Source organism: Streptomyces sp. NPDC019531, assembly GCF_044903305.1.
Taxonomy (GTDB): Bacteria; Actinomycetota; Actinomycetes; order Streptomycetales; family Streptomycetaceae; genus Streptomyces.
In genome coordinates this window covers 33,698-50,708 of the sequence record NZ_JBJDQL010000017.1, presented here as the reverse complement: position 1 = coordinate 50,708, position 17,011 = coordinate 33,698, and the positions used below count along the sequence as shown (strand labels likewise).

The 17,011-nt window shown below is 70.0% G+C and carries 12 protein-coding genes and 1 pseudogene; 9 read left to right on the top strand and 4 right to left on the bottom strand.

The genetic code is table 11. The annotated features are described in order from the left end of the window. Nucleotides 1–47 precede the first annotated feature (47 nt). From ACI2L1_RS21040 to ACI2L1_RS21020, 5 genes are all read left to right on the top strand, one after another. The gene (locus ACI2L1_RS21040) at nt 48–3,671 is read left to right on the top strand and encodes a hypothetical protein (RefSeq protein ID WP_404740853.1); all 3,624 of its coding nucleotides are present in this window, start codon (nt 48–50) and stop codon (nt 3,669–3,671) included. A 118-nt stretch (nt 3,672–3,789) separates the two neighbouring features. After that, a complete protein-coding gene (locus tag ACI2L1_RS21035; RefSeq protein WP_404740852.1) occupies nt 3,790–6,387 on the top strand; it encodes an ATP-binding protein in 2,598 nt (865 codons plus the stop codon). Then, entirely contained in the window at nt 6,384–7,067 is a 684-nt protein-coding gene (locus ACI2L1_RS21030) for a response regulator (RefSeq protein ID WP_404740851.1), read from the top strand. Before ACI2L1_RS21035 ends, ACI2L1_RS21030 begins: the two co-directional genes overlap by 4 nt. A 46-nt stretch (nt 7,068–7,113) precedes the next feature. Next, nucleotides 7,114–7,512, top strand: a complete 399-nt coding sequence (locus tag ACI2L1_RS21025; RefSeq protein ID WP_123763560.1) for an OB-fold nucleic acid binding domain-containing protein — start codon at nt 7,114–7,116, stop codon at nt 7,510–7,512. A 3-nt stretch (nt 7,513–7,515) separates the two neighbouring features. After that, nucleotides 7,516–8,280 carry a DUF3159 domain-containing protein gene (locus ACI2L1_RS21020; RefSeq protein ID WP_404740850.1) on the top strand — a complete coding sequence of 255 codons (765 nt, stop codon included), beginning with the start codon at nt 7,516–7,518 and terminating at the stop codon, nt 8,278–8,280. Between the two features lie 61 nt (nt 8,281–8,341). On the opposite strand, the gene ACI2L1_RS21015 is transcribed toward ACI2L1_RS21020, so the two are convergent. Both ACI2L1_RS21015 and ACI2L1_RS21010 read right to left on the bottom strand, forming a co-directional pair. After that, nucleotides 8,342–9,016, bottom strand: a complete 675-nt coding sequence (locus ACI2L1_RS21015) for a potassium channel family protein (RefSeq protein ID WP_404740849.1) — start codon at nt 9,014–9,016, stop codon at nt 8,342–8,344. Next, nucleotides 9,016–9,687, bottom strand: coding sequence for an NAD-binding protein (locus ACI2L1_RS21010; RefSeq protein ID WP_404740848.1), 672 nt, complete (start codon nt 9,685–9,687; stop codon nt 9,016–9,018). Before ACI2L1_RS21010 ends, ACI2L1_RS21015 begins: the two co-directional genes overlap by 1 nt. A gap of 400 nt (nt 9,688–10,087) precedes the next feature. Here ACI2L1_RS21010 and ACI2L1_RS21005 point away from each other — a divergent pair, with 400 nt between their 5' ends. From ACI2L1_RS21005 to fdxA, 4 genes and pseudogenes are all read left to right on the top strand, one after another. Next, nucleotides 10,088–12,139, top strand: coding sequence for an APC family permease (locus ACI2L1_RS21005; protein ID WP_404740847.1), 2,052 nt, complete (start codon nt 10,088–10,090; stop codon nt 12,137–12,139). 80 nt (nt 12,140–12,219) lie between these two features. Then, a complete protein-coding gene (locus ACI2L1_RS21000; protein ID WP_404740846.1) occupies nt 12,220–13,548 on the top strand; it encodes a class I SAM-dependent RNA methyltransferase in 1,329 nt (442 codons plus the stop codon). A gap of 845 nt (nt 13,549–14,393) precedes the next feature. Further along, nucleotides 14,394–14,843, top strand: coding sequence for an ATP-binding cassette domain-containing protein (locus ACI2L1_RS20995; protein WP_404740939.1), 450 nt, complete (start codon nt 14,394–14,396; stop codon nt 14,841–14,843). Next, a pseudogene (gene fdxA, locus ACI2L1_RS20990) lies at nt 14,840–15,157 on the top strand (ferredoxin); the annotation flags it as partial. The gene ACI2L1_RS20995 and the pseudogene fdxA, both read left to right, overlap by 4 nt. A gap of 156 nt (nt 15,158–15,313) precedes the next feature. Here the strand turns inward: fdxA and ACI2L1_RS20985 are convergent. Continuing rightward, nucleotides 15,314–15,697 (bottom strand): DUF4440 domain-containing protein, encoded by a 384-nt coding sequence (locus tag ACI2L1_RS20985; protein WP_404740938.1) that lies wholly within the window; start codon nt 15,695–15,697, stop codon nt 15,314–15,316. 158 nt (nt 15,698–15,855) lie between these two features. After that, nucleotides 15,856–16,986, bottom strand: coding sequence for a M24 family metallopeptidase (locus ACI2L1_RS20980; RefSeq protein WP_404740845.1), 1,131 nt, complete (start codon nt 16,984–16,986; stop codon nt 15,856–15,858). Between the last annotated feature and the right edge of the window lie 25 nt (nt 16,987–17,011).

Below are 17,011 nucleotides of genomic sequence, written 5' to 3'. Positions count from 1 at the left end.
CTGGAGAAACCGCGAGAAACCGAGTGCCGCCGTGTACAGGGGGGCGTATGGCTGGGGGGCGTCCGCCCAAGGGTGATGCGGAGCGGTACCCGGAACTCGAAGCACTCGCCGCGTGGTTCCGCCAGGCGATAGCCGACGCGGGCTACGGCAACCCCAACGGCGTGGTCCGCGCGGAGATCGCCCACAAGAACGTCGTCTACGGCGCCTGCAGTGGCACCAGACTCCTGAAGCTGCCCGTCCTGCGGTCGCTCGCCGTCGCCCTGGAGCGAGACCCCGACGATGTCGTCCCGCTGTGGGTCAGGGCCAAGGAGGCGGTGGACCGAGCCGGCGCCGAGAGCCGCAAGGCGACCGCGCCCCGGCTGCGCGAATGGACGCAACTGCCGCTGCCGAACCCGGCCGTCCGCAACCTCCTCGAAGCCCAGGCGACCGCGGTGGAGCGGCTGCCGTACGACATGCTGGGCGTCGCCGAGCCGCCGCTGTCGGCGGTCTACGTACGCCAGAGCATGCGGGCCCGGATGCATTCCGCGGACAGCGGTGCCCGCAACTCCGCGCAGCTCGACAGCGGTTCGGCCCAGGAGGACTCCGCGGCGCGGGAGGACAAGCAGGTCGGCGACGCGCAGCTGCCGGTTCCGGAAGCCCTCGCCCGGCATGAACACCTCCTGATCACCGGTGAGCCGGGGGCCGGGAAATCGACGCTGTCGAGCCATCTGGCGTGGACCCTCTCGCGGATCTGGCTGCGCGAGGACACCAGTCTGGAAGCGCCCGTGACCGAGCCGGTGCTCCCCGTCCGGGTCGCCGCCCGCGCGCTCGTCGACCAGCCCGGTTCATGGAGCACGGTGCTGTGCCAGGCCCTGAGGCGGACCCTCGGACACAGCCTCGTCGCCGACCCCGACGCGCGGCTGTTCCTGGGGCGCGTGCACGGGGCGCGCTGGATGGTCCTGGTGGACGGGCTCGACGAGATCGCGGACCGCGACGCGCGTGCCGAGGTCGTCCGGATGATCGCCCAGCACGCACGCTCCGACAGCGACTACCGCTTCGTCATCACCAGTCGCCCGCTGTCGGACGCCGAACTGGCCCCGCTGCGAGGGGCGTTGATCGGCGAATACCTCATGGAGCCCTTTGCCACGGAGGAACTGCGCGACTTCGCGGCCAAGTGGTTCGCCGCGCAGCACCAGGACAAGCAGCAGGCCCGGGTCGCGGCGGACCGCTTCCTCGGGGAGACCGAGGACGGCCGGCTGCGTGATCTGGTCCGCAACCCGCTGCTCGCCACCATCGCCGCGGTCACCGCGACGGCGGCGCCCACCCATCCTCTGCCCACCAGCAGGCTCAGTCTCTACCAGCGGTTCTTCGAGCATCTGCTGACCCGGGGAGCGGGCAGCGAGGGCGCCGTACGGCGGGAGCTGGCCCGTCGCTACCGGGACGACCCCGGGCGGCGGGAGCTGCAGTTGTGGCTCAACCAGCGCAAGCGGGACGTCCTGGGCGTCCTTGGAAGGTGCCGGCTCGAAGGGGAGTCCTCGCTCCTGGAGGCGGCCGTGGAATGGGTGCGATCGCAGCTGCGGGAGGACTGGGCCGGCACGGACCGGAAGGCCGACCTGCGGGAGTTCCTCCAGGGCACCGGGCTGCTCGTCCGGGACGAGGACGACTACCGCTTCCTGCACCACTCCTTCGCCGAGTACTTCGCCGCCGAGTCGTACGCCCGGCAGATCCCGCCCTCGTTCCCCGAGGCGGAGGACTGGATCCTGCGTGCCTTCAAGGACGACGAACGCACCCTCGCCATGTTCGTGCTCTGTCTGTGGGCCCAACGCGACGACTGCGACGCGGGCCGGCTCGCCGAACAGCTGCGCACGGGAGCCGTGGGCGGCCATGAACGGCCGTTGCTGGCCGGGCTGCTGGCGGCGGAGGGCGTGGGCTTCGGCGGGGCCGACCGCGAGCGGGTCTTCGACCGCCTGGAGACCGTCGCCCGGTGCGCCGTGGACGATGAGTACAGGGAGCGCGCGGCACAGGTGCTCGGGGCGCTGGGCGGACAGCCCGGGGTGCTGGCGCGGCTGGAGCGGATCGCGCGTTGCGACTTCCTCGACGGGGGCATACGGCTCTACGCCGTCGAGGCGTACGGGAAGGCAGGCCCGGCCGAGACCACCGCGGAGCTATTGGGGCTCGTGGTCAGTGGTGTCCTCGGCCTGCTCGGCCGCGCCGCACGGATCGCCTGCACCCTCGGGGAAGGTGCCCGGGAGGCCGTACAGCGACGGGCGTGGCAGATGGTGGAGCGGCCTGACGCCAATGCCTGGGAGATGTCACTCGCGACGGAGGCACTTGCCTCTCTGGGCAGGATGTCCGAGGCGGAGCAGCTTGCCCGGCGGGTGCTCCAGGAGCCGACCGCGCACACCGGCGACATCGAGCGGGCCGTCGAGGCATGGTTGACATCGGCACCGGATCGCGCGGTCGCGGAGGCCGAGAGGCTGGCACTCGCGCTGCCGGGCATCGACCAAGCGCACATCTGGGCCGTGGGCAAGATCCTCGACAAGCTCGGTGCCGAGGCTGCTGCCGCGCGTCTCGCCGAGCGCGTGCTGGCAGCGGACACGACTTATGCGAAGACGCAGGAGTGGGCGGCCGAGATGTGGGCCAAGGCCCGCGGCACCGAGGCATGTGAGGCGATCCGCGCGGCCGTCGACCGCAGCAGCGCCGACCTGGGGCACTACTACTGGCAACCGGCCGCGCTGTTGCGCGTCATGGCCCCCCTCGCCGAGGACGAGGGCCCGGCCGACTGGGCGCGCGGAGTGTTCGGTGAGGAGCGGTGGGGTGTGTACGGGAGCGGCTACGCCGTGGAGACCTGGCTGGCCGCCGTCGGCGCCGACGGCGCCGAGCAGATCATGCAGCGTCTCGACCGTGGGCGGCTGCTCTCCTCGTACGACCGTGCGATCGCGGCGAACGCTCTGTTCGAGGCCGGCGCGCTCGAACCGGCGGCCGAGATGGCACGGCTCGCGCTGAGCACCCCCAACATGCGCAGGGATCTCTATGAGAAAGCCGCCCAGGTGCTCCTCAAGACAGGCGGCGATGACGCGGTCGTCCAGCTGGAGGAACTCTGGTGCGCTCAACCCCTGCTGGGGGCCGACGCCAATTGGCTGAACGGCGTGCTGGACGCGCTGCCGCGTTTTGAGAATCGCGTCACGGACGCCGTCGTGGGGCGGTTGGCACGTGAGCTCGTCGGCCTGCCCACAGCGAGGGTCTCCGACGTGCTGCGAGGACTGCAGCTCCTGCTGAGCTGCGAGGGCCACGCCGTGGTGCCCTGGGTGCTGGAGAAGGCGATGACGCACCGCCGACTGTACTGGAGCGAGCGGCGCATCCTGGCCCGGGAATTCGCGGCCCTCGGCGAGCGCGATGCCGCGCTGGCGCTCTGGCGGCACGTCCTGGCCTTCCCGCACCCTCCGCGCAGCGGTGAGCCACAGCTGCTGCTGGACCTCCAGGCAGCGGGCGCGACCGAGGACGCCGTGATGTGGCTGGCCGAACTGATCGGGGACCCGGACAGGCCCGCACCGGAGAAGCTGCGGCTGCGGCAGTCGCTCGCGTGGCTCGTCACCGCCGAACCCGGTCTCGGGGCGCTGCTCCCGGACGGCGCGGGGCCGGTGGCGCAGCCCCCGGTACCTTCCGGGCACCCCGGCCGGGCCTCCGCCTGAGGACCGCGTCAGAGTTGCGTCAAAGCCGGCCCCTGGGCTGGTCCTGGCCCCTTTGCCGGGATGGTTGGCCGTAAGGTCGACGCTGCGCAGGCAGTAGTGACCGGAAGACGATGAACCCATGGGACGTGGCAGGCTTCGGATCCATCTCGGTGCGGCACCGGGCGTCGGAAAGACGTACGCGATGCTGTCCGAGGCACATCGCCGGATGGAGCGGGGCACCGACTGCGTCGTGGGCTTCGTGGAGCATCACGGGCGGCCGCGTACCGAGATGATGTTGCACGGGCTTGAGGAGATCCCGCGCCGGGAGCTGGAGTACCGGGACTCCGTCTTCACCGAGATGGATGTCGACGCCGTCCTGCGGCGGGCTCCCGCCGTCGCCCTGGTGGACGAACTCGCCCACACCAATGTCCCGGGCTCGCGCAACGCCAAGCGGTGGCAGGACGTGGAGGAACTGCTGGCGGCGGGGATCGACGTGGTCTCGACCGTGAACATCCAGCACCTGGAGTCGCTCGGTGACGTCGTCGAGTCGATCACGGGGGCGCGGCAGCAGGAGACCGTGCCCGACGAGTTCGTGCGACGGGCCGACCAGATCGAGCTTGTCGACATGTCGCCCCAGGCGCTGCGGCGGCGGATGGCGCATGGCAACATCTACAGACCCGACAAGGTCGACGCGGCGCTCTCCAACTACTTCCGGCCAGGCAACCTGACCGCCCTGCGCGAGCTCGCGCTGCTGTGGGTGGCCGACCGGGTCGACGAGTACCTCAAGCAGTACCGAAGTGACCACCGTGTTTCGAAGATCTGGGGGTCCAGGGAGCGGATCGTGGTCGGGCTGACCGGCGGGCCGGAGGGGCGGACCCTCATCCGGCGTGCGGCGCGGCTGGCGGAGAAGGGCGCCGGCGGGGAGGTGCTCGCCGTCTACATAGCCCGCAGCGACGGCCTGACCTCCGCCTCGCCCAAGGAACTCGCCGTCCAGCGCACCCTCGTCGAGGACCTCGGCGGCACCTTCCACCACGTGGTCGGTGACGACATACCGGCCGCACTGCTCGACTACGCGCGCGGAGTGAACGCCACCCAGATCGTCCTAGGTTCCTCCCGCCGCAAGAGCTGGCAGTACGTCTTCGGACCCGGCGTCGGCGCGACCGTGGCCCGGGAGTCCGGGCCCGACCTGGACGTGCACATCGTCACCCACGACGAGGTCGCCAAGGGGCGTGGACTGCCCGTCGCCAGGGGCGCGCGGCTCGGCCGGGCCCGGATCCTGTGGGGCTGGCTGGTCGGCGTAGCGGGGCCGGTGCTTCTGACGATCCTCCTCACCACCGTCGACCTCGGCCTCGCCAACGACATGCTGCTGTTCCTCGCGGTCGTGGTCGCGGCGGCCCTGCTCGGCGGACTGTTCCCGGCGCTGGCCTCGGCCGCGGTCGGCTCGCTGCTGCTGAACTACTTCTACGCACCGCCCCTGCACCGCTGGGCCATCGCCGACCCGAAGAACATCGTCGCGATCGTGATCTTCGTGGGCGTGGGCATCTCGGTGGCCTCCGTCGTCGACCTCGCCGCCAGCCGCACCCACCAGGCCGCCCGGCTGCGTGCCGAGTCGGAGATCCTGTCCTTCCTCGCCGGGAACGTGCTGCGCGGCGAAACGGGCCTGGAGGAGCTCCTGGAGCGGGTCCGGGAGACCTTCGGCATGGAGTCGGCGGCCCTGCTGGAGCGGGCGGGCGACGTCGACCCGTGGACCTGCGCGGGCCGGGCAGGGCTCGGAGCGCCCGTGGAGCGGCCGGAGGACGCCGACGTCGACATGCCGGTGGGCGACCACATGGCGCTCGCGCTCACCGGCCGGGTACTGCCCGCGGAGGACCAGCGAGTGCTGGCCGCCTTCGCCGCCCAGGCCGCCGTCGTCCTGGACCGGCGCAGACTCCAGGAGGAGGCCGACCAGGCGCGCACGCTCGCCGAGGGCAACCGCATCCGTACGGCGCTCCTGGCGGCCGTGTCGCATGATCTGCGGACGCCGCTCGCCGGGATCAAGGCGGCCGTCTCGTCGCTCAGGTCCGACGACGTGGCATGGTCCGAGGAGGACCAGGCGGAGCTGCTGGAGGGCATCGAGGAGGGCGCCGACCGACTCGACCACCTCGTGGGCAACCTCCTCGACATGTCCCGCCTCCAGACCGGCACGGTCACCGCGATCATCCGGGAGATCGACCTCGACGAGGTGGTGCCGATGGCGCTCGGCGGGGTGCCCGACGGGAGCGTGGAGCTGGATGTGCCGGAGTCCCTGCCGATGGTCGCCGTCGATCCTGGGCTCCTGGAGCGGTCGGTGGCCAACCTGGTCGAGAACGCCGTCAAGTACAGCCCGCCCGGCAACACGGTCTGGGTCTCCGCCAGCGCCATCGCCGACCGGGTCGAGGTGCGGGTGGTGGACCGCGGGCCCGGCGTCCCCGACGAAGCCAAGGAGCGCATCTTCGCGCCCTTCCAGCGCTACGGCGACGCCCCGCGCGGTGCCGGGGTCGGGCTCGGGCTCGCGGTGGCCCGTGGCTTCGCGGAGGCCATGAACGGCACCCTCAACGCCGAGGACACTCCCGGTGGTGGCCTCACCATGGTGCTGACGCTCCGCGCGGCACACACACGCGTGGAGCTCCTCGAAGAACCCTTCGCGGAAGCAGAGCCAGCAGCAGAGCCAGCAGCAGAACCAGAAGCAGCAGCAGAACCCGAAAGGCAGGCCACATGACCAGGGTGTTGGTCATCGACGACGAGCCGCAGATCGTGCGCGCCCTCGTGATCAACCTCAAGGCGCGCAAGTACGAGGTCGACGCGGCGCACGACGGCACCACCGCTCTCAGGCTCGCCGCCGCCCGCCACCCCGACGTGGTCGTCCTGGACCTGGGCCTGCCCGACATGGACGGCGTGGAGGTGATCAGGGGGCTGCGCGGCTGGACCCGAGTGCCGATCCTCGTGCTGTCCGCCCGACACTCCTCCGACGAGAAGGTCGAGGCGCTGGACGCGGGCGCCGACGACTACGTCACCAAGCCCTTCGGCATGGACGAGCTGCTCGCCCGCCTGAGGGCCGCCGTGCGCCGCGCCGAGCCCACCGGGGGCGATGAGGACGACGTCCTCGTGGAGACCGACGAGTTCACCGTCGACCTGGCCGCGAAGAAGGTCCAGCGGCAAGGCAGGGACGTACGTCTCACTCCCACCGAGTGGCACCTGCTGGAGGTGCTGGTCCGCAACACCGGCCGGCTGGTCGGCCAGAAGCAGCTCCTTCAGGAGGTGTGGGGGCCGTCGTACGGGACCGAGACGAACTACCTGCGGGTCTACATGGCCCAGCTGCGGCGGAAGCTGGAGGCGGACCCCTCGCATCCGAAGCACTTCGTCACGGAACCGGGGATGGGATACCGGTTCGAACGCTAGTGCTGCGGGTACAAGGCTGTCGGCGCACCCCGGTACGCTTTCGGATATGAGTGCTGTTCCTCGTTCCGAGAAGCCGGTGGGCCGGTTCCGGCGCATGCTCGACCGGCTCTCCTCGTCGCAGGAGGACCTGGAGTCCGAGGAATTGCGCGAGGACACCGAGACCGCCGGCTGTACCCGAATCGGCGACTGTCACGACCGCCAGATCGTGACCGTTACTGGTACCTTGCGCACGGTCACCCTGCGGCCGCGTGCGGGCGTCCCGGCCCTGGAGGCCGAGTTGTTCGACGGCTCCGCCGCCTTGGACGTGGTGTGGCTCGGCAGGCGCTCCATCGTCGGGATAGAACCGGGGCGCAAGCTGATCGCATCGGGCCGGATCTCGATGAGCCGGGGCCGCCGGGTGCTGTTCAATCCGAAGTACGAACTCCGACCCCTCGGACGGGAGTAGCCGGTGACGTCTCTCGACAAGCCGACCCAAGACACTCAGACCGACGACGCACGGGCGGTGACCGAGGCCGCCCTGTTCGAGGCGTTCGGCGGCGTCCGGGGCATGGTCGAGACGGTTCTGCCGGGCCTGCTCTTCGTCACGATCTTCACGATCAACAAGGACCTGCACCTGTCGGCGCTCGCCGCGCTCGCCGTGTCCCTGTTGCTGGTCGTGGTCCGCCTGGTCATGCGCGACACCGTCAAGCACGCCTTCAGCGGGGTCTTCGGCGTCGCCTTCGGTGTCGTCTTCGCGATGATGACGGGCAACGCCAAGAACTTCTACCTGCCCGGCATGCTGTACACCCTGGGCCTGGGCCTGGCATACGTCATCACGACGCTCGCCGGTGTGCCGCTGATGGGGCTCATCCTCGGCCCGGTCTTCAAGGAGAACCTCTCCTGGCGCACCCGCAACCCCGGCCGCAAGAAGGCGTACGCCAAGGCCAGTTACGCCTGGGGCGGCATCCTGCTCGCCAAGTGCGCGATCCTCTTCCCGCTGTACTGGTGGGCCGACACGGCTCAACTCGGCTGGGTCCTGGTCGCCCTGAAGATCCCGCCCTTCCTGCTGGCCGTCTGGCTGACGTGGGTCTTCCTCGCGAAGGCGCCGGCTCCGATCGATGTGTTTGCGGAGATGGAGGCCGAGGAGAAGGCCGAGGAGGAGCGCAAGGCGGCGCAGGCCGCGGAGCGCGGGGACACCGAAGCCGCGGGCGGGCGGCACCGGCGCGAGGCCTAGATCGCTCTACGACGACGGAGGGCGCCCTGCGTGTGCAGGGCGCCCTCCGTCGTCGTAGAGCCTAAGAGGCGTCTTCCCTGCGCACCGACAGCAGGTCCTCCAGCTGTTCCTCGCGGGCCTGGGCGGCCACGAAGAGGAGTTCGTCGCCTGCCTCCAGGGAGTCCTCCTGGGACGGAGTGAGGACTCGGGTGCCGCGGATGATGGTGACCAGGGAGGTGTCCTCGGGCCACTCCACGTCGCCGACCTGCGTGCCGGCCAGGGCCGACTCCTCGGGGAGGGTCAGCTCGACCAGGTTCGCGTCACCGTGGCTGAAGCGGAGCAGCCGGACCAGGTCGCCGACGCTCACCGCCTCCTCGACCAGGGCCGACATCAGGCGCGGGGTGGAGACGGCGACGTCCACGCCCCAGGACTCGTTGAACAGCCACTCGTTCTTCGGGTTGTTCACACGGGCGACGACCCGCGGAACGCCGTACTCCGTCTTCGCCAGCAGAGAGACGACCAGGTTGACCTTGTCGTCGCCCGTCGCGGCGATCACGACGTTGCAGCGCTGGAGCGCGGCCTCGTCCAGGGAGGTGATCTCACAGGCGTCGGCCAGCAACCACTCCGCCTGGGGGACGCGCTCGACCGAGATGGCGGTCGGCGCCTTGTCGACGAGAAGGACCTCGTGGCCGTTCTCCAGCAGCTCGCCCGCGATCGAGCGGCCGACCGCACCGGCACCGGCAATGGCGACCCTCATCAGTGACCGCCTTCTTCCTCGGGGCCCTCGGAGAAGGTCGCCTCGACCTTCTCGATGTCGTCCGTGCGCATCATCACGTGGACCAGATCGCCCTCCTGCAGCACCGTCTGCGAGGTGGGCAGAATCGCTTCGCCGAGGCGGGTCAGGAACGCCACCCGGACGCCCGTCTCCTCCTGCATCTTGCTGATCTTGTGGCCGACCCAGGCGGTCGAGGCGTGCACCTCGGCCAACTGGACCCCACCGGTGGGATCACGCCACAGCGGCTCCGCGCCGGACGGCAGCAGTCGGCGGAGCATCTGGTCGGCCGTCCAGCGGACCGTGGCCACCGTCGGGATGCCCAGGCGCTGGTAGACCTCGGCGCGGCGGGGGTCGTAGATGCGGGCCGCGACGTTCTCGATGCCGAACATCTCGCGGGCCACACGGGCGGCGATGATGTTGGAGTTGTCGCCGCTGGAGACCGCGGCGAAGGCGCCGGCCTCCTCGATGCCCGCCTCGCGCAGGGTGTCCTGGTCGAAGCCGACTCCGGTGACACGACGACCGCCGAAACCGGAGCCCAGTCGTCGGAAGGCGGTGGGGTCCTGGTCGATCACGGCGACCGTGTGCCCCTGTTGCTCCAGGGTCTGGGCGAGAGCGGAACCCACTCTCCCGCAGCCCATGATGACGATGTGCACGACCGTCCTTCCGGTGTCAATAATTACTGCTCAGCCACATCAGGGTCTCAGACCGACGCCCAAGCTACACACGCGCGGTAGGACGACGGCACCCCTGTGCACGGTTGCCCGTGTCTCCCTGTCGATCTGTCTCTTCGTGTCGATCAGCGGCGGCTGATGCTGCGGACGCTGGCGAGCATGAGGATTCCCAGGCCGACGACGGTGGCGGCGGCGCCGATCAGCTCTGCGGTCGTGTGCACGGGACCTCCGGGGGCGGCGATGGACGGGGTCTTGTCATATAGGCATGCCGATCTGTCCACCTGCGGAATCCGTAGCCGAAGAGTGTCTTGTTTTCACCCGGAGAGCAGATGCGGGGTGCCGGGTGGTTGGGCGCCCGTTCGAACGCCTACGCTTCTCTGTTGTGTCCAAACTGACCGACGTGCCCAAACGCATCCTGATCGGGCGCGCACTGCGCAGTGACCGGCTCGGGGAAACGCTCCTGCCGAAGCGCATCGCCCTTCCCGTGTTCGCCTCCGACCCGCTGTCCTCCGTGGCGTACGCGCCCGGCGAGGTGCTGCTGGTCCTGTCCATCGCGGGTGTGTCGGCGTACCACTACAGCCCGTGGATCGCCGTCGCGGTCGTCGTGCTGATGTTCACGGTGGTCGCCTCCTACCGGCAGAACGTGCACGCCTACCCGAGCGGCGGCGGCGACTACGAGGTGGCCAACACCAACCTCGGTCCCAAGGCGGGCCTCACGGTCGCCAGCGCCCTGCTCGTCGACTACGTCCTCACCGTCGCCGTCTCCATCGCCTCCGGCATCGAGAACCTCGGCTCCGCGGTCCCCTTCGTCGTCGAGCACAAGGTGCTCTGCGCGATCGCCGTGATCATCCTGCTGACGCTGATGAACCTGCGCGGGGTCAAGGAGTCCGGCTCGCTCTTCGCGATCCCGACCTATGTCTTCGTCGCGGGCGTCTTCGTCATGATCGCGTGGGGCGCGTTCCGCGGGCTGGTTCTCGACGACACCATGCGGGCGCCGACGGCGGACTACCACATCAAGGCCGAACACCAGGGCCTGGCCGGTTTCGCCCTGGTCTTCCTGATGCTGCGCGCCTTCTCGTCCGGCTGTGCCGCGCTCACCGGTGTCGAGGCGATCTCCAACGGCGTGCCGGCCTTCCGCAAGCCCAAGTCGAAGAACGCGGCGACCACGCTGGCCGCGATGGGCCTCCTCGCGGTCACCATGTTCTGCGGGATCATCGCGCTGGCCATGGTGACCAAGGTCCGCATGGCCGAGAACCCGGCCGTCGACCTGATCCACAACGGTGTCGCCCTCGGCTCCGACTACGTCCAGAACCCGGTGATCTCCCAGGTCGCCGAGGCCGTCTTCGGCAAGGGCAGCTTCTTGTTCATCGTGCTGGCCGCGGCCACCGCGCTGGTGCTGTTCCTCGCCGCGAACACCGCCTACAACGGCTTCCCGCTGCTCGGCTCGATCCTCGCGCAGGACCGTTACCTCCCGCGCCAGCTGCACACCCGCGGTGACCGCCTCGCCTTCTCCAACGGCATCGTGCTGCTGGCCGGCGCGGCAGGGCTCCTGGTGTGGATCTACGGCGCCGACTCGACGCGGCTGATCCAGCTGTACATCGTCGGCGTGTTCGTGTCCTTCACGCTCAGCCAGACCGGCATGGTCCGGCACTGGAACCGCCACCTGGCCGCCGAGAAGGACGCCGCGAAGCGCAGCCACATGATCCGCTCCCGCGCGATCAACGCCTTCGGTGCCTTCTTCACCGGCCTGGTCCTGGTCGTCGTCCTCGTCACCAAGTTCACGCACGGCGCCTGGGTGGCGCTGCTCGGCATGTGCATCTTCTACGCGACGATGACGGCGATCCGTAAGCACTACGACCGGGTCGCCGAGGAGATCGCCGCCCCCGAGGGCCCGAGCGACGACACCCTGAGGCCGTCCCGCGTGCACTCCGTCGTCCTGATCTCCAAGATCCACCGCCCGGCGCTGCGCGCCCTCGCCTACGCCAAGCTGATGCGCTCGGACTCGCTGGAGGCCCTGAGCGTCAACGTGGACCCGGCCGAGACCAAGGCACTGCGCGAAGAGTGGGAACGGCGCGGGATCACCGTACCCCTGAAGGTCCTGGACTCGCCGTACCGGGAGATCACCCGGCCGATCATCGACTACGTGAAGGGGCTCAGGAAGGAGTCGCCGCGGGACGCGGTGTCCGTGATCATCCCCGAGTACGTGGTCGGCCACTGGTACGAGCACCTGCTGCACAACCAGAGCGCGCTCCGGCTCAAGGGCCGGCTGCTGTTCACGCCGGGGGTCATGGTGACCTCGGTGCCCTACCAGCTCCAGTCCTCGGAGGCGGCGAAGAACCGCGCGAGGAAGCGGCAGGAGTGGAACGCGCCGGGTGCGGTGCGGCGGGGGCCGGCCGCTGTGGACCGGGCGAAGGAGACGTCGGCGCCGAAGTAGACTCGTAGGCTGTCGTTCCGGCCGCCGTCCGTTCTCCGGTGTCCGGCCTTTCCCCCTTGACGTTGTGGAGTCACCCCGCCATGCAGGCAGAACCGAAGAAATCGCTGGTGGGGGTCGAGTACGAGGTCGAGGTGGGGCCCGTCGCCCATGGCGGGCACTGCATCGCCCGTACGGCCGACGGCCAGGTGCTGTTCGTCCGGCACACGCTGCCCGGTGAGCGGGTCGTGGCGCGGGTGACGGAGGGCGAGGAGGGCGCGCGGTTCCTGCGTGCGGACGCGGTCTCGGTTCTGGAGGCGTCCAAGGACCGGATCGAGGCGCCCTGCCCCTACGCCGGTCCCGGCCGCTGCGGCGGCTGCGACTGGCAGCACGCCAAGCCGGGCGCGCAGCGGCGCCTCAAGGGCGAGGTGGTCGCCGAGCAGCTGAAGCGGCTCGCGGGCCTCACCCCCGAGGAGGCCGGCTGGGACGGCACGGTGATGCCGGCCGAGGGCGACAAGCTGCCCGCGGGCGAGGTGCCCGCGTGGCGCACGCGCGTGCAGTACGCGGTGTCCCCGGACGGTCGTGCGGGCCTGCGCCGGCATCGCTCGCACGAGGTCGAGCCGATCGAGCACTGCATGATCGCGGCGCCGGGGGTGAGCGAGCTGGGCATCGAGGAGCGCGACTGGTCCGGGATGGCGTCGGTGGAGGCGATCGCGGCGACGGGTTCGCAGGACCGCATGGTCATCCTGGAGCCCCTTCCCGGCGCTCGACTTCCCCTCGTGGAACTCGACAAGCCCGTCTCCGTCATGCGCGTCGAGGAGAAGGACGGCGGCATCCACCGCGTCCACGGCCGCGCGTTCGTCCGCGAGCGGGCCGACGGCCGTACCCACCGGGTGGGCAGCGGCGGCTTCTGGCAGGTTCACCCGCAGGCCGCCGACACCCTGGTGACCGCGGTCATGCAGGGCCTGCTGCCCCGCAAGGGCGACATGGCGCTCGACCTGTACTGCGGCGTCGGCCTCTTCGCGGGCGCCCTCGCCGACCGCCTCGGCGAGAAGGGTGCCGTCCTCGGTATCGAGTCCGGCAAGCGTGCGGTCGAGGACGCCCGGCACAACCTCGCCGACTTCGACCGCGTGCGGATCGAGCAGGGCAAGGTGGAGTCCGTGCTGCCGCGGACCGGGATCACGGAGGTCGACCTGATCGTCCTGGATCCGCCGCGGGCGGGAGCCGGGCGCAAGACGGTCGCGCATCTGTCGTCGCTGGGGGCGCGGCGGATCGCGTACGTCGCCTGTGATCCGGCGGCACTGGCCCGGGATCTGGGGTACTTCCGGGACGGGGGGTATCGGGTGCGGTCGTTGCGGGTGTTCGATCTGTTTCCGATGACGCATCACGTGGAGTGTGTCGCGGTCCTTGAACCGGCCGTGAAGGGCTCCTGACCTGCGGTTTTGCGCGTGCGCATTATGTGCGATGTGGGCGTTACGGGCGATATCTTGACGCTGAAATGACGCTCGTGACGCTCATTTGACGCTCGTTCTGATGAGATGTCAGGTACGTTTTCGGGCTGGTCAGGGCACCCGCATGGGCGGCCATAGCGGGACGATGCTGTACTGAAGAGGCAGTATTTCCCCGCCCCGGGAAGGCGGCATGCGTCCCCCGCCTCCTCCCGATCGGGGCGCGTGGCGCCGCCGATCGAGCCCGTCCCGTCCGCCGCGGCCCAGATACGTCAAGCATCCATGGATCGCAGCGGTCCTGGTCGTGCTCGGTCTCCTCGTGGCCATCGGTGGGCTTGGAGCACTCCTGGAAGAGCAGGACCGGAAATCCACCACCTCCGATACGACGGCCTCCAGCGTCCCGACGACGGAGACTTCCACCAGCTTGGCACCGTAGCCGTCGGTGCCCTCCCAGCCGCGCGACGTCACCTCACAGCCGGACACAAGCCCTCCGACATCTTCGCCCCCTCCGACATCTTCGCCCCCTCCGACTACGAAGCCACCGCCGGATACGGCGCCATCGGGTGTGGTCGTGCTGCGCGTCATCGATGGCGACACCATCGAAGTGCGCGGAGACGGCCGTATCGTGCCGAAAGGCACCGTGGCCCGCGTCCGGCTCTTGGAGATCGACACACCGGAGAGGGGCGCCAGGAGGATGCGCTGCTGCCCTGGCGCTCGGCCGTACGCAATGTGGAGTACGCCCTGAAACTGCGCGGCGTACCGCGTAGGGAACGACGCAGACAGGCCGAGGACCTGCTGTTCCAGGTCGACTCGAGGGATTCTCCGACCACCTGCCCGGCCAGCTGTCGGGCGGCATGCGGCAACGCGTCCAACTCGCCCGGACGCTGGCCACCCGCCCACAAGTGATGCTGATGGACGAGCCGTTCGGCGCGCTCGACGCCCAGACCCGCTCGGAGATGCAGCAACTGCTGATCTCCGTCTGGCAGCAGTACGAGACCACGATCCTCTTCGTGACCCACGACGTCGACGAGGCGCTGCTGCTGGCCGACCGGATCGTGCTGCTGACACCCCGCCCCGCCAAGGTCAGCAACGTCGTCGACATCCCCAACTCGCGACGGCCCGGCGCGCAGTTCGAGCCCGAGTTCACCCGTCGCCGTTACGTGATCCTCGCCTCGATGGGTGAGGCCCGGCACCGTCGGCCGCGCTCGCGACCGACGGTGCCTGAACCCTCGCCAACAGCGCCTGAACCCCAACAGAGCAAAGGAGAGACTTCGTCATGACCTACGTCATCGGGGCCGCGTGCGTCGACGTCATGGACCGCGCCTGCGTCGACGAATGCCCGGCGGACTGCATCTACGTCGGGGGACGTATGGCTTACATCAACCCCGAGGAATGCATCGACTGCAGTGCCTGCGAACCCGTTTGCCCGGTCGAGGCGATCACCATGGAGGACGAAGTCCCGCCGGAGCAGACCGCGTTCGTCGCCGAGAACGCACGCTTCTTCACCTCGGTGCTGCCCGGACGGGTCGAGCCGCTGGGCACGCCCGGCGGTGCGGAGGCGCTCGGACCGATCGGTGTCGACACGCCCTTCGTCCAGAGCAGAACCGCGTCGGCCGGTGCACTCCTTGACCACCCGCAGTCGGATTCCGCTGACGGGTCGCGATCGGGCGCACCCGATCACGCTCGGCAGGACCCGGCCGGCACATCCCGTGACCTGTCCCAGAGAAGACGGCTCGGGGGCATCGCTGTCTCATCGGCTGCCAGGCGTCTCGCAGGGGATGCCGCTCACGAGATCCTGCTGGAGGTCCTCGTGCAGGTGGATTATTCGCCACGAGCCGTGGGCGCGTTGCAGGACGGCGGTGTTGCGGATCATTCGGGCCGGGTGGGCGATGTAGTCGACCCGCAGCCAGTACCGGGCGAGGGCGAGGTGTCCGAAGACGTCGATGGTCTCGCCGTGGGCTTCGAGACCGGTTTCCCGCGGCCCCGCTTCGGCCGGGGGACGCTGGTCGCGTACCTCGTCCAGCTCCGTTTTCCCGCTGATGAGGCCCGGGGTCGCCGAGTCGAACACGGTCGCGTCGGGATCAAGGAAGGAGTCGATCCCCGGCCGGTCCCCTGCCGTGAACGCGCGGTACATCCCGGTGAGCACTGCCCACACGGCTGAGATGTCGTCGGGGGATCCGCCGGGGCGGGCGCCGCCGGTGGGGGACGGGACGGCAACGTGCATGTGCGATGGCTCCTGTGCAAAGGGGGGAGAGACGCTCGGGGTTCGGGCGGATGGGCCGGTGCGCCGTGTCAGGGCAGGACGACCAGTTCCCGGTCGGTGCGGTTGAGCCGCTCACCGCCGTCTTCGGAGCAGATGACGATGTCCTCGATACGGGCGCCGAACCGGTCGGGAAGATAGATGCCCGGTTCGACGGAGAACGCCATACCGGGCTCCAGCACCAGGTCCGAGCCGGTGACGATGTACGGCTCCTCGTGGCCCTCCATACCGATGCCGTGCCCGGTTCGGTGGATGAAGTACGCGCCGTAGCCTGCGTCGGCGATGAAGTCCCGGCCGATCGCGTCGAGTTCACCGGCGGTGATGCCGGGGCGGATACTGACGGTCTGGAGACGCTGCGCGGCCAGCAGTACCTCGTGCAGCCGCAGATAGTCCGGCGACGGCTGCCCGACCGCGTAGTTGCGGGTGCAGTCGGAGCAGTAACCGTCCTCGGTCGTGCCGCCGATGTCGACCAGGACCGGATCGCCGGGCCGGATGACCCGGTCGGACACCTCGTGGTGCGGGCTGGCGCTGTTCGGGCCCGAGGCCACGATGACGAAGTCGGTCCGGACATGGCCCTCCGCCACGATCGCGTCTGAGATGTCGCGGCCGACCTCGCGCTCGGTGCGCCCGGCTCGCAGCCACTCGCCCATCCGGGAGTGCACCCGGTCGATGGCGGCACCCGCCCGGCGCAGCGCCTCGGCCTCGTCCGGCGCCTTGCGGATCCGCAGGTCGTTCAGCACGGCTCCGGCGAGGCCCTGGTGGGTGTAGGGGAGCGCGGTGCGGAACGCAGTGGTCTTCTCGGCCCACATGTGGTTGTCCACGGCGACGCGGGCGGCACCGCGGGGCAGTCGCGCGGCGACCACGGCATAGGGGTCCTCGGTCTCGCCCCAGCCGGTGATCTCGATGCCGAGGCTCCCGGCCGGCGAGGCGTGCGCGGCGGCCCGCTCCAACTCTGGTACGACGAGGAAGGATTCGCCGTCCGCGGGCACGACCAGGCAGGTGAGCCGTTCGAGCGGCTTGGCGTCGTAGCCGGTGAGATAGCGCAGGTCGGCGCCGGGGCTGATCAGCAGCGCGTCGAGCCCCGCAGCCGCGGTGGCCTGGCGGGCGCGCTCCAGCCGGTCGGTGAGGTGGAGAGCTTTGGCGCTTGCTTGGACGGTGCTCACTTGGGGGGTCTCCGTACAGGTTCGA